This window comes from Tautonia sp. JC769, from assembly GCF_040717455.1.
Classification (GTDB): Bacteria; Planctomycetota; Planctomycetia; order Isosphaerales; family Isosphaeraceae; genus Tautonia.
On sequence record NZ_JBFEFH010000007.1, the window covers coordinates 70,103 to 82,377 of the forward strand.

Sequence of the window (12,275 nt, forward strand, 5' to 3'; positions counted from 1 at the left end):
GCGGGCCGAGAACCACGAGGCCGCTCACCCGCCCGACTCCTCGGTCCGGAGGTGCCTCGGCACGTACTCTCGGAAGACGGTCGTGACCACCGCCCCGCGATAGAGGTCGGTCAGGTAATCGTCGACCAGCTCGGTCTGCTTCCGAGACTTCAGGAGATCCCGGATCTCGTCCTGCACCTCCTCGAACCGCTTCCGGCCGGCCGGCCGGACCGTCTCGAGCCGGACCAGGTGCAGGCCGTTCGGGCCCTCGAGCACCGTGCTCATCTGCCCGGGCTTGAGCCGCCCGAGGGCCTCGTTCACCGAGGCCACCGCATAGCTCCCCGGCGCCGTCGTCCAGAGGCCGCCGGTGTCGACATTCGGCCCCTCTCCCATGGCCCGAGCGATCTCCTCGAACGGTGCCCCCCGGGCGATCCGGGCCATCGCCTCGTCCATCTTCGCCCGGGCGGCCTCCCGGCTCGGATGATTGGCGAACCGCAGGTGGATCTCCCGCCAGGTCAGCTGCGGACCTTGCTGGAACCGCTCCTCCTCGCGATGCTCGAAGTAATACGCCCGCATCTCGGGCAGGTCGACATGCACCTTCGAGGCGACGTTCATCATCAGAAACTGCTGATAAATCGTCTCCAGCTTGAACGAGTCGAGGATCTCGTCGAACGACTCGTTGCGCTCCGAGAGCACCCGTTCCAGCGCGTAGCGGTCCTCCACGTTGTATTTCTTCAACAGGGCGGGGAGCCGCTCCTTCTCGAACAGCTCGACGGCGAACTTGTTGATCAGTTCCCAGCGCTTCGCGTCCTTCAACTCATTGCGCCGGGCGCGCTGGATCACGAGCGACCGGTCGATCAGGTGGTCGAGCACGTTGGCCGCCAGCGATTCCCGGACCCCGGGGGCCATCTGCATCTGGGGGTCCAGCTCACGGAACCGCCGAGCCACCTCCGACTGCAACTCGTTCCAGGTGATGATGTCGCTCTCGACCCGGGCCGCCCACTCCCCCACCGGCTGCCCGATGGGCACCTCGATTTCTTGCTCTCGCCCCGATTCCGCCGTGTCCGCGCCGGTCTTGAGGCCCATCCGGTCCGCCCCCGGAGACGCGTCCGGCTTTCGCCCCACCTCGGCCGAGGCCCGGATCACCTGCGGATCGACCGGGACGTTTCCCGACGCCGGCGGGAGCGGCGGGATCGCCACCTCACCCCGGGCCGCCATCGGCGGGTCGGCCGGCAATGCCGGCAGGTCGGCCGGCAACTCCGGCAATTCGCCGGGGACGCCCGCCTGATCGAGCGGCGTCGAGACGCCCTCGGTCGCGGTCCCGGTCGCGGTCGCGGTCGAGGCCAGGAGGGCCGGGGCCGGATCAGGAGCCTCAGACTCACCGACCCGAGCATGCTCATGCGCACCGCCGAGCGCGGCCGATCCTTCGCCCATCGACGACCCGTCGAGCATCCTCGGCGGGAACGGGTCGGGGCCGGCGTTGACCCGCTCCTGGATCGGGGGCAGGCCCGAGGGCAAGGCGGCCGGCGGCAAGCCCTCGGTCGGACGAATCCCCTCGCGGTTCTGAGTGCAACCGGTCACCGCCCCCGCGAGAATCCAAAGGCCGACCAGGCGATTCATCGACACTCTCCTCCATGCCCGAGGACCTCGGCGCAGGCCCATCGAGCCACCGAATCCGGATGGGGCCACGACCCGTCCCACACGACGTGCTGGCTGGCTGAGGAACGACGTCAAGAGGCGCCTCCGGACACACGAGAACTCGTCGAACGAACGTGCGATCTTGTGAGATGCGGGGACGGGAAGCCGGGACACTACGACGAGCCTCCCCCCTTGGCAAGTCCAGATCCAAGGCCCCCGGGCGCCTCGCCCCCCGCGCCGTCACGGCCGGCCTTGACCCTCTCGGCCGATCGGCTTATGGTACGGCCGCCCCTGGCTTCGAAGGCACCACCCCGAGGGAAGGAACCCGTGGGCTCCGATCGCACCTGCATCCTGGTCCTCAACTACAACGGCCGAGACCTGCTGGCCGATTGCCTGCCTTCGGTGCTCGTCGCGGCCGAGCGTGCCCCCATGCCCTGTCCCGTCGCGGTGGTCGACAATGACTCCACCGACGACTCGGTCGCCTTCATCCGAAGCCGCTGGCCCTCGGTCCCCATCGAGCACGAGCCGAACCGCGGCCTCGCCTCCTTCAATCGGGTGCTCGCCCGCCGCGATGAAGACGTGATTTTGCTTTTGAATAATGACGTGAAGCTCGACCCCCACGCCGTCGCCCCCCTGGTCGAGGCCGTCCGACGGCGCCCCGACGCCCTCTTCGCCGCCCCCCGCTGCTGGACCTTCGACGGCCAGACCTACGAGGGCATGCGGACCCGGGTCCGCATGCGGTTCGGCCTGGTCCAGGGCCGCTGCCGCGTCCCCGGCTTCGAGGCCCACGTCGACGAGCCTGGCCTGACGGCCGCCGCCGGGCCGATCCTGGCCGTCGACCGCGAGAAGTTCCTCGCCCTCGGCGGCTTCGACGAACTCTACTTCCCGGGCCGCATCGAGGACCTCGACCTCGGCTTCCAGGGCTGGATGCGCGGCTGGGTCGGCCTTTACGTCCCCGACTCGCTCGCGTATCACCGCGGCTTCGGCTCGTTCGGCCCGGCGTTCGGGAAGGCCGGCTGCGATCACCTGGCCATCCGGAACACCTTGCTCTTTTCCTGGAAAAATCTCCGGGGCCGGCTCCTGCTCTCGCATCTCCTCTGGCTCGTGGTGCGGTTGATCGTCGCCATCGGCTCCGGTCGGCTCGCATTCCTCAAGGCATTCCGCGACGCCCTGGGCAAGCTCGGCGGGGCGATCGCCGCCCGGCGCCGCGTCCAGGAGGCCCATCCCGGCTGGATCGCCCGCCAGGACGCCTTCTTCGGGGAATTCCGCTGGGAGTCGCCCCGGCCCCTCCCCGGGGCGAGCCGGATCGACGACCCCGCTCGCCCCGCGACCCGGCGCAGGCACGCCGGCCTCGGCGTCCCCCTGCACGGCCGGCAGACCTGACCCGTACGCCTCGGACCTCGACCGCCCCGCTCGACAACGCCGGCGCATGGAGGCGCCCGATGCCACGCTCCCGGACCCTACCCCCTCTGATCATCGACGCCCGGCCCCGAGGGCCCGAGGGGCCGATGGCCGGCGTCCCCTTGCTCGGCCGGCCGGTCATCGCCCACCTGGTCGACCTGGCCACCGGGGTCGGTGCCCATCCGACGCTCACCGTCCACGCCCGGCTCGAGGAGCACGAGACGCTCCGGGGGCTCCTCGGCGCGGCGGCTCCCCGCAACACCACCGGCATCACATTCGCCACCGGACCGCCCCCGGAAGGGGCCTTCATCCTCCGGACCGACCGGCTTTACGACCCCTCGCGCCTCCGTCGGGTCGCCCGACGGGGCAAGGATGCCGAATCCGCCGTGGTCTGGCGGCTCGACTCGCCGCAAGGCCTGGCCGGGGCCGAGGCCGAGCTGGTCCGTCGCAAATGCTACCAGCCGATCGGCCGCTTCTGGTCGGTTGGCCTGTCCGGGGTCCTCGTCCGGCTGCTGGCCCCGACCCGGGTCCGCCCCCACGCGCTGACGGTCGGATCGTTCCTGTTCATGATCGCCGCGGCGGCGATGGTCGCCTGGGGGACGCTCGATCCGTGGCTCCGCTGGTCCACCGCCGGGGCCTTGGCCGTCGCGCTGGTCCTCGATGGCGCCGACGGCCGGCTCGCCCGACGCCAGGGGACCGCCTCGCCGCTCGGCCGGTGGCTCGACACCACGCTCGACGAGAGCGGCGAGATGCTCCTCCACGCCGCCATCGCCTATGCCGCCTTCTCCCGGACCGGGTGGGCCGGCTGGCTCGGCCTGGGCATGGCCTTCGCCATGGGCAAATACCTGTTCACGCTGAGCAACGACGAATGGAACCGGGCCGTCGAGTCGGGAGACGGCAAGACGACCCTGGCCCGGGAACCGCTCGACGCCCGGCCCCGGCCCTTCAGCCCGACGTGGTGGGGCCGCAAGCTCGGCCACGCCGACATCCGCTGGCACCTCTGGATCGTCGCCGCCGCGGCCGGTCGCCTGGAATGGGCCCTGGCCGCCTACGCCGCGTATTTCCCGACCCGCGCCCTGGCCGGCGCGATCCGAAAGGTAGGACCGACATGGCGAAGCGACCTCGCATCTCGGCCCTGATCATCGCCCGGGACGAGGCCCGCAACCTGCCCGGCTGCCTCGCCTCGCTCGGCTGGGCCGACGAGCTGATCGTGGTCGTCGATGCCGCGAGCCGCGACGAGACCCTCGCCATCGCCCGGCAACGGGCCGATCGCGCCATCGTCCGGCCGTTCGACGACTTCGCCTCCCAGCGCAACGCCGCCCTCGACGCCGCGACCGGCGACTGGGTCTTCGCCATCGACGCCGACGAGCGCGCCACCCCGGCCCTCGCCGCCGAGATCCGCGCCGTCGTGGCCGACCCGAAGGCCCACCACACCGGCTACCGCGTGCCGATCCGCAGCGAGATCCTCGGCCGCCGCTTCTCCTACTCCGGCACCCAGGACGACCGCCCGTTGCGCCTCTTCCGACGAGGCCGAGGCTGGTGGTTCGGCACCGTCCACGAGACCGTCTCCCTCCGCGGCTCGGCCGGCACCCTCTCGCAGCACCTCCTGCACCGCACCATCCCGACCATGAATGTCTTTCTTTATAAACTCAACAAGTACACCTCCCTCGAAGCGATCGAATTCGTCCGCCGAGGCCGCCCCGTCCGCACGATCGACTGGACCGTGCGCCCCTTCTGGACCTTCGCCAAGCTCTACCTCGGCAAGCGAGGCTACCGAGACGGCGCCGAGGGCCTCGTCTTCTGCGCCCTCTCGGGGGTCTCGGTCGCCGTGCGACACTGGAAGCACCGCGAACTCGTGCGCCGGGCCGAGTCCCCTGGGAGGGCCGCGTGACGACCTCGGCACACGCCACCCCCCGATTCGAGGCCGAGGTCGCCGCCCGCTTCGACCTCCTGGAGGCCCGATTCAAGGACGAGGTCCCCGCCGACGACGTCCGGCTCGAAGCCATCCTCCGCCACCTCGGGCCGATCGCGGACCGCCTGGTCCTCGACGCCGGCTGCGGCAAGGGTCGCTTCGCCGCCCGACTGGCCGAACACGGCGCCCGGATCCTCGGCCTCGACCCTTCCGCCGGGATGCTCCGGGCCGCCCATCGCCGCGGCCTGCCCGTGGCGAGGGCATCGGCCAGGCGCCTGCCATTGCACAACGCTTCGATCGACGCGGTCATGTTCGTCGAAGTGCTCGAACACATGGAAATCCAGGGCATCATGGACAGCTTGCGCGAGGCGGCCCGGGCCCTTCGGCCCGGGGGCCGCGTCGTGATCGTGGACAAGAACGCGGCCTCGCTCGACCCGGTGCGCCCCTGGCTCCCCGCCGTCCTGGTCAAGCGGATCGACGAGCGGCGCGGGCGATGGATGTATCCCCCCGGCTCTCGGGCCCGCGAGCGCTGGTTCTGGCCCGGTCAGATGCGCCGCTGGCTCCGGCTCGCCGGGTTCACCAACATCCGCTCCGAGGCGCTGCTCGATCCTTCGGAGCGTCGCTCCGTCGCCTTCCGGCGCGTTCCGATGGCCCGGCGCTTCGTCGCCTGGTCGGCCACTCGACCAGAGGAAGGGGGCGGGCCATGTTGACGAGCACCGCATCCGTTTCACTCGCGGATCTGGCGACCGCCGCCGCGACCGGCCCGCCGCTCCTGCCGCTCCTGCTCTGGAAGACGCCCCCGGGGCTGGACCTGATCCTCCGCCAGGAAGGCATCCCCTTCGAGACGATCAGCGAGCCGCACCCGATCGTCCTCCATCGCGGCCGGTTCGTCCTCTTCGACAGCCACTCCGACGACTCGTCGCGCGGGGTCCCCGTGGGCGTCGACCAGGTGGCCATCGACATCGCCCGACTCCGGGACGGCTGGGCGTTCGACCCCTTCGCCGCCCTCATCGACACCCAGGCCGGGCTCCATTCGTGGGACGTCGCCGGGGTCACACTCACCGAGCGCATCGCCGCGTTCGACAAGGGGAGCATCCGACGCGCCTTGCTCGCCCGGCTCCGCGAGGAAGTCACCCGCCTCGGCGGCCTCTGGATTCGACTCGCCGTCTTCCCCTATCCCTACCGCGGGGCCTTCAACCTCCGCCTCGACCTCGACGAGCCGATCCCGACCGATTACCACCGCTTCGCCGAGGCCCGCCGGCCGCTCGACGACTGCACCACCCACTTCGTCAGCACCGCCGCCTACGGCCTCGACGAGTCGGTGCTCACCGACCTGAAACACGTCGACACCCAATCTCATGGGCATTTCCACGTCGTCTACCGCGACCCCGCCAGCAACCGCCGCAACCTCGAACGTGCCCATGACCTCCTGACCGCCGCCGGGTTCGATCCCTTCGGTTTCGCCGCCCCCGAAGGGCGATGGAACCCGGGGCTCGACGACGCGATCGAGCACCTCGGCTACCGCTACTCGTCCGATTTCTCGGTCGGCTACAACGACCTCCCCTTCTTCCCCTGGCGGGGCGATCGCTTCTCGAAAATCCTGCAAGTCCCGATCCATCCCATCTGCGAAGGGTTGTTCGTGGACGCCGGGCGGGGCGACGGCCTCGGCATCGCCGCCCACCTCGTCGGGGTCGTCCGCGCCCGGATCGACCAGGGCGAGCCGGCCTTCGTCTACGGCCACCCCGAGCGTCGCCTGGCCCGATTCCCGGAAGTCCTCGCGGCCCTGGCCCGGGAAATCGAGCGGTACGACCTGCTCTGGCGGACCACCTTGACCGACTTCGCGCACTGGTGGGCCTGGCGAGGCCGCCGCCGCTGGTCGGTCACCGCCCGAGGGGCCGGGCGGGTCGAGGTCGCCTTCGAGGACTGGAGCGACTCCTACCCCCTGACCCTCGAAATCGTCCGAGGCTCGCACGTCGCCAGCCTCCCCATGCGACGCCCGCGCGGCACGCTCCAGCTCGACGGCCTCTCCTTCGAACGCGCGACGGCCCGGGTCGATCTCCCCTCGCCGGCGCTCGTCCGCCGCCCGTTCAGCCTCAAATCCGCCGTCCGATCGGCGATCGACTGGGAGACGGTCACCCCCGTCGAGGAACTCGACGACAGCTCCCCCAGCCTCCTGCTCAAGAAGACCCTCCGCCGCCTCCGCGACCGCTGGCGATCACCCCGGTAGCCCGTGGTTTCCCTCGACCGTGGTGCAGACCCTCATCGAAACGAACCCAGCATCCTCCGCCCGGTTGGGAGCGAACCCTTCGGCCAGACGATGAATCGATCGACCGACCTTGCCAACTTCCTGCACCCCGGCCACGCCCGCCCGACCGCCTCCGCGATGGACTGGCTCCGGGGGCGTTCCCTCGGCCCGATGGAACCCGGCGCCGTCCTGCTCCACGCCCCCGGCCACGCCTTCCAGGCCCCCGGCGGCGGCGAAGTGCAACTGGCGAGGACGGCCAGGCATCTCGACGCCCTCGGCGTCCGCGTCCGGCCGATGAACCCCTGGACCGACCGGCTGGAGCAGGCTCGGCTGCTTCACCTGTTCGGCATGAGCCGCGAGGGTTTGGAACTGGCGAAGGTCGCCCGATCGCGGAACGTCCCCGTCGTCCTCTCGCCGATCTGCTGGTTCGAGCCCTCGGCGCTGGCCGCCCTGGCGGGAGGTCGCCTCCAGGCGGCTCGGGCCCTGGCGGCCTGGGGAATCCGCCGGGCTTTCCCTCGGGTCCCGGGCTGGCGGAGGGAACTGCTCCAGCGATCCGATGCCGTCCTGCCGAACTCGTCGGCCGAAGGCGTGCAACTCGTCCGCCTGTTCGGGCTCGCCCCGCGGAACATTCGAGTCGTGCCCAACGGCGTCGAGCCGAACGTGCTCGACGCCGACCCGGGGCCGTTCCGGGCGCTCGTCGGGCAAGCCGATTTCGTCCTCTACGCCGGGCGGATCGAGCCGAGGAAGAATGTGCTCGGGCTCGTCAGGGCCTGCGCCGACGCCCGATTGCCCCTGGTCGTCGTGGGCGACCCGGTCCCCGGTCATGAATCCTACGCCGAGCAGTGCAGGGGGGTGCCTCGATCCTCCGTCACCTGGATTGCTCGGATGGATGCGGACGACCCCGTACTCGCCTCGGCCTTCGCGGCGGCCCGGGTCTTCGCCCTGCCGAGCTGGTTCGAGACGCCCGGCCTGGCCGCCCTCGAAGCCGCCCTGGCCGGGTGCGCCGTCGTCATCACCCCCTTCGGCTGCACCCGGGAATATTTCGGAAATCGGGCAATCTACGCACGCCCCGGCAACATCGGGGAGATTTCGAGGGGCTTACGACAGGCGTGGGAGGCCGGTCGAGGCGGAACTGAGCTTGCCGAAGTTGTCCATCGGCGGTACCTCTGGGCAACCGTGGCCCGAAGGACGGCGGAGGTTTATGACGAAGTCGCCCCGACAGGATGATCGGGCGCCGAGCCCCGTGCCGGTGCGTCGCTATCGCTACAGCAAGTGGCGCTGGCGCGTCCTGGTCGGCACGCTGGATCTGGTGGGAGGGCTCGCGATGCGCCTCTGGCGCATGGCCCGGCCGATCCCGACGTGGCCCGCGCCGCGCCGGATCCTGGTCGTGCAGCTCGACCACCTGGGAGACTCGGTCCTCTCCAGCCCGCTCTTCCCGAGGCTCAAACGCCACCACCCCGACGCCGCGATCGATGTGCTCGCCTCGCCGAGCAACCGGGCCGTCTTCGAGGCCGACCCGCTCGTCGATCGGGTCCTCCTGGCCGACCGCAACTGGTTCGAGCGCCAGCCGGGCCGCTGGGCCCTGGCCTCGGCCGTCTGGTCGATCGCCCGGATGCTCCGGGGGAAGGGATACGACCTCGGCATCGACGTCCGGGGCGACGTGCTCTCCGTGCTCGTCCTGGCAATGGCCGGCATCCCGCGCCGGGTCGGCTGGGCGATGGGGGGCGGCGGCTTCCTGCTGACCGACCTGGCCGACTGGGTCCCCGGCCGTCACGAGGTCCGCTCTCGCCTGGCCCTGCTCGATGCCCTCTCCTTGACCGACGATCCTGCCGGCGACCGCGACGTCCCGGCCCGCGTCTCGGTCCACGTCTCCGATCGCGACCGATCCCGGGTCGCCCGGATGCTCGCCGACTCCTGGGCATCGCCCGCCCCCGCCTCGACACGCCCCGCGAAACGAGCCGTCCGCAAGGCCTCGGCCGAACTGGTGATCGTCGGCTCCGGCCCCCCGGGCCCCTTGATCGACGACGACTTCGCCCCCGGTCCGGAATCGGCATCGCAATTCGATACGATCCCTCGCCCGACCCTCGCCCCCGCCGGGGGAGAGGGCGGCCGCAGGCCGGGTGAGGGGGAGGTCTGCCGACGTGCCGAGCCTCGCGATCCGGCCTGGGCCCCCTCACCCCAGCCCTCTCCCCGCTCGCGGGGAGAGGGAGCGAACTCAACCCTCGCCCCCGGTCGCGGGGGAGAGGGTGGCCGCAGGCCGGGTGAGGGGGGCCGCTCCCCTCGGCCCGCCCGTGAAAACCGCCTCGACTCCCCGCTCAACGATCCCTCCAGCGGCCCCGAGGCCGACTGGCTCCACGCCGGACGATTCGGCGCACCGGCCCCGTTGCTCGCGGTCCATCTGGGCGCGGGGACGCCGGCCAAGCGCTGGCCGATCGAACATTGGGACTCCCTGCTCGCCCAATTCCTCCGCGACGGCTGGCGCGTGCTCATCGTCGGCGGTCCGGATGACGCCGAACTCGCCGCCCGGCTCACCCCGCACGATTCCCTCCGCGACTGGACCGGCCGACTGGCCGTGACCGAGACCACCGCCCTGCTCGAACGGGCCGACCTGTTCCTCGGCTCCGACAGCGGCCCGGCCCACCTGGCCGCCTGTGCCGGAGTGCCGTCGGTCGTGTTGTTCAGCGGGACGAACCGGGTCGGCCAGTGGCGCCCCTGGTCGCGCCGGAGCCTCGTCCTGCGGCACGACGTCCCCTGCAACCCCTGCCACCGCAAGGTCTGCCCGCTGGCCGATCACCCCTGCATGACCGCCCTGACCCCCGATCGCGTCTACCAGGCCACCCGCCGCTGGTGGTCGCGCCTGCATCGCGCGGAGTCTCCCCATGCCCCCCTCTGACGATGGACCAATCGAACTGACGACCTCCCGGATCGACTGGCGATCGTGGCTCGCCCTGGCCTGGGTGATCGTCTTCGGATCACTCTACGCCCGGATGGTCCTGCAAGAGCGGGCCCCCGGCCTCTGGGCCTCGATCCGGGGCGTCCTCCCCCTCGACTGATCCCGACATCTCGGGACCGAACGGTGGGGGCGGGCAGAGCCTCCCCAACTCCTCGGCATCCAACGGCAGCGCGAGCACCCCGCCGTAATAGTTGGCAAATCGGACGGTGCGGCGATTCGCGTGGGGAGAACCGTCTCCCCGCGCCGCCTGCTCGCGGAACGTGTCGAGGTCGAGATCCACGGGCGCCGTCCAGGGAATCTCGCTGGCCCCCAGCTCGACCAGCAGGACGGTCCGATCCCGCACCCCTTCGAATTCCCTCGTGTTCGCCGCCCGATCGGGCGGGAAGCACGTGCCCGGCCCGACGACGGCCACGACGCTCGTGAACCGGGTCGATCCGCCTTGCCTCGCCTGGTCGGTCGGGCACTGGAAGCTCGTCGGCATCCGGTCGATGAGCAACGAGTTGTTCGGCCCGTCCCACGGCTCATCGAACCGATACAAAGCGTAAAGCGCATGCCCCTCCAGGAAGGGCAGCACGAGCACCCGCCAGCTGTGCCAGGGGGTTCCATCCGGACCTCGCACGACGGCCGGGGGCAACGTCCCATGAAAGTCCTCGTAGTTCGCCAGCGCCATGCCCAGTTGGCTGAGCACCCCGATGCATTGCGATTGCCTCGCCTCCTCTCGTGCCGTGTTCACCACCCGAACAAAGGCGAGGACCAGGGCGATCACCACCATCCGCCCCATCCAGCCCAGGATGGTCGTCCCCTTGCGGCCTGTTCGGTCGGCCATCGGATCAGCCACGAGCGGTTCCCCCGATCGCGTTTTGCTTCAGGAGGTCGCGGCCTGGCTGGCCGCCTCGCCCATCCGGGTCAGGAAGCCGCGGAACTCGTCGATGTAGTTCGAAACCTCGGGCCGCATCCCCCCGTAAAGGTTCTGCTCCAGCATCAACAGGTCCTTTTCCAGGACGTTGCTACAGGTCGGGTGCGTCCCCTGGAAGTCGACCGTCTGCCCGGCGACCGTCAGGCGAGACGACCGCGCCTCGCGCATCGCCCGGGTCGCCTCCTCCAGCCGTTCGGGGTGTTCCGACAGGCTTTCGAGATACCAGAGGTAATGCAGTCGCCAGGCGAGATCGACCTTCTGCCCGCCGTTGAACCGCAGATAGGTGCTGCACAGGTTCTTCACGTGGGCGAACGCCTCCGGACCGAGACTCGGCACCAGCCCTCGCCTCGGCGATCGGGTCTGCACGTACGAGAACGGGTCGAGGTCCACCTCCCGGCCGTTGACCGTCGCCACCTTGTGATACCCGTCGATCGGCCGGAACCGCGAGCGCACCCACTGCGCATCGAGCGCGAGGTTCCAGCTCCCGAAGATCAGGTCGTCGGGCGTCAACCCGTCGAATCGTGCCGTCTCGTAGCCCGCGAAGTGCCACTCGTTGGCCTTCAGGGCCTCGTGCATCCGGGCGAAGTAATGAGGGTCGATCGGATAGAGGTCGAAGTCGTGCAGGATCGCGTAGCGGCTCCGGCAGGCGGCCAGGCCCCGCGTCCAGTTCAATGCCGCGTAGAACTTCGACTGGTTCACCTTCTCCGTGATCCGGCCGGCGATCGGCGGGTGGAACTGGAAGTCGAGCGGCAGCCCGGGGAACCGTTGCCGGATGCCCTCGATGAACGCCTCCCCCCCCGGCTGCTCGATCCGGTCGAAGACCAGGTGCACCCCCGCCAGGCCGTCCAATTGCTGCCGGCCGACGAACCGCAGGTTCACCGCCAGCAGGTGGCGGAGCGCCCACGGGACCCCCAGAATAATGCTGTAACCGGGCCGAGGATCGTGCAGGCGAGACCAGCGCATCAACGGATTCAGGGCCCGTTTGATCAACTCGCGCTTATTCAACATCAAGGGACTCGGATCGAAAACCATGAAGACGCTCCGAGGCCGGATCGTCGGCCCCAGAAGCGTCGGAGATCCTCTCGTCACCGGGTTTCCTCGGGTGTGCCCTCGATCTTAAGCTTCTCCGGCGACGGTTGACAGTCCCCCGCCACGGCCCACGGGGCCCCCCCTCCATCTCCGCGCCCCATCCCGATGCGTCCCGGCACGCCACTCGGTAGGCGCGGTCGCG

The 12,275-nt window shown here is 70.5% G+C and carries 10 protein-coding genes; 7 read left to right on the top strand and 3 right to left on the bottom strand.

Annotated elements, in window-relative coordinates; genetic code table 11:
* Positions 1–24: 24 nt before the first annotated feature.
* The gene (locus AB1L88_RS09480; protein WP_367096408.1) at positions 25–1,599 is read right to left on the bottom strand and encodes a peptidyl-prolyl cis-trans isomerase; all 1,575 of its coding nucleotides are present in this window, start codon (positions 1,597–1,599) and stop codon (positions 25–27) included.
* A 345-nt stretch (positions 1,600–1,944) separates the two neighbouring features.
* Here AB1L88_RS09480 and AB1L88_RS09485 point away from each other — a divergent pair, with 345 nt between their 5' ends.
* From AB1L88_RS09485 to AB1L88_RS09515, 7 genes are all read left to right on the top strand, one after another.
* A complete protein-coding gene (locus AB1L88_RS09485; RefSeq protein WP_367096409.1) occupies positions 1,945–3,000 on the top strand; it encodes a glycosyltransferase in 1,056 nt (351 codons plus the stop codon).
* A gap of 59 nt (positions 3,001–3,059) precedes the next feature.
* The gene (locus AB1L88_RS09490) at positions 3,060–4,157 is read left to right on the top strand and encodes a CDP-alcohol phosphatidyltransferase family protein (RefSeq protein WP_367096410.1); all 1,098 of its coding nucleotides are present in this window, start codon (positions 3,060–3,062) and stop codon (positions 4,155–4,157) included.
* A complete protein-coding gene (locus AB1L88_RS09495) occupies positions 4,127–4,909 on the top strand; it encodes a glycosyltransferase family 2 protein (RefSeq protein WP_367096411.1) in 783 nt (260 codons plus the stop codon). The genes AB1L88_RS09490 and AB1L88_RS09495 overlap by 31 nt, the downstream gene beginning before the upstream one ends.
* A complete protein-coding gene (locus AB1L88_RS09500; protein ID WP_367096412.1) occupies positions 4,906–5,640 on the top strand; it encodes a methyltransferase domain-containing protein in 735 nt (244 codons plus the stop codon). The genes AB1L88_RS09495 and AB1L88_RS09500 overlap by 4 nt, the downstream gene beginning before the upstream one ends.
* The gene (locus AB1L88_RS09505; RefSeq protein ID WP_367096413.1) at positions 5,634–7,157 is read left to right on the top strand and encodes a hypothetical protein; all 1,524 of its coding nucleotides are present in this window, start codon (positions 5,634–5,636) and stop codon (positions 7,155–7,157) included. Before AB1L88_RS09500 ends, AB1L88_RS09505 begins: the two co-directional genes overlap by 7 nt.
* Before the next feature lie 90 nt (positions 7,158–7,247).
* Positions 7,248–8,402 carry a glycosyltransferase gene (locus AB1L88_RS09510; RefSeq protein WP_367096414.1) on the top strand — a complete coding sequence of 385 codons (1,155 nt, stop codon included), beginning with the start codon at positions 7,248–7,250 and terminating at the stop codon, positions 8,400–8,402.
* Positions 8,377–10,068: a glycosyltransferase family 9 protein gene (locus AB1L88_RS09515; protein ID WP_367096415.1), complete on the top strand. Its 1,692-nt coding sequence runs from the start codon at positions 8,377–8,379 to the stop codon at positions 10,066–10,068. The genes AB1L88_RS09510 and AB1L88_RS09515 overlap by 26 nt, the downstream gene beginning before the upstream one ends.
* Before the next feature lie 79 nt (positions 10,069–10,147).
* Here the strand turns inward: AB1L88_RS09515 and AB1L88_RS09520 are convergent, their stop codons facing one another.
* Together AB1L88_RS09520 and AB1L88_RS09525 are read right to left on the bottom strand one after the other, a co-directional pair.
* Complete coding sequence (locus AB1L88_RS09520) at positions 10,148–10,954, bottom strand: DUF1559 domain-containing protein (protein ID WP_367096416.1); 807 nt, start codon at positions 10,952–10,954, stop codon at positions 10,148–10,150.
* A gap of 39 nt (positions 10,955–10,993) precedes the next feature.
* Entirely contained in the window at positions 10,994–12,052 is a 1,059-nt protein-coding gene (locus AB1L88_RS09525) for a hypothetical protein (protein ID WP_367096417.1), read from the bottom strand.
* Positions 12,053–12,275: the final 223 nt, after the last annotated feature.

Coding starts and splice junctions, on each gene's coding strand:
- AB1L88_RS09480 (WP_367096408.1), bottom strand. CDS start 1,599: ATGAATCGCCTGGTCGGCCTTTGGATTCTCGCGGGGGCGGTGACCGGT.
- AB1L88_RS09510 (WP_367096414.1), top strand. CDS start 7,248: ATGAATCGATCGACCGACCTTGCCAACTTCCTGCACCCCGGCCACGCC.
- AB1L88_RS09490 (WP_367096410.1), top strand. CDS start 3,060: ATGCCACGCTCCCGGACCCTACCCCCTCTGATCATCGACGCCCGGCCC.
- AB1L88_RS09505 (WP_367096413.1), top strand. CDS start 5,634: ATGTTGACGAGCACCGCATCCGTTTCACTCGCGGATCTGGCGACCGCC.
- AB1L88_RS09525 (WP_367096417.1), bottom strand. CDS start 12,052: ATGTTGAATAAGCGCGAGTTGATCAAACGGGCCCTGAATCCGTTGATG.
- AB1L88_RS09495 (WP_367096411.1), top strand. CDS start 4,127: ATGGCGAAGCGACCTCGCATCTCGGCCCTGATCATCGCCCGGGACGAG.
- AB1L88_RS09520 (WP_367096416.1), bottom strand. CDS start 10,954: ATGGCCGACCGAACAGGCCGCAAGGGGACGACCATCCTGGGCTGGATG.
- AB1L88_RS09515 (WP_367096415.1), top strand. CDS start 8,377: ATGACGAAGTCGCCCCGACAGGATGATCGGGCGCCGAGCCCCGTGCCG.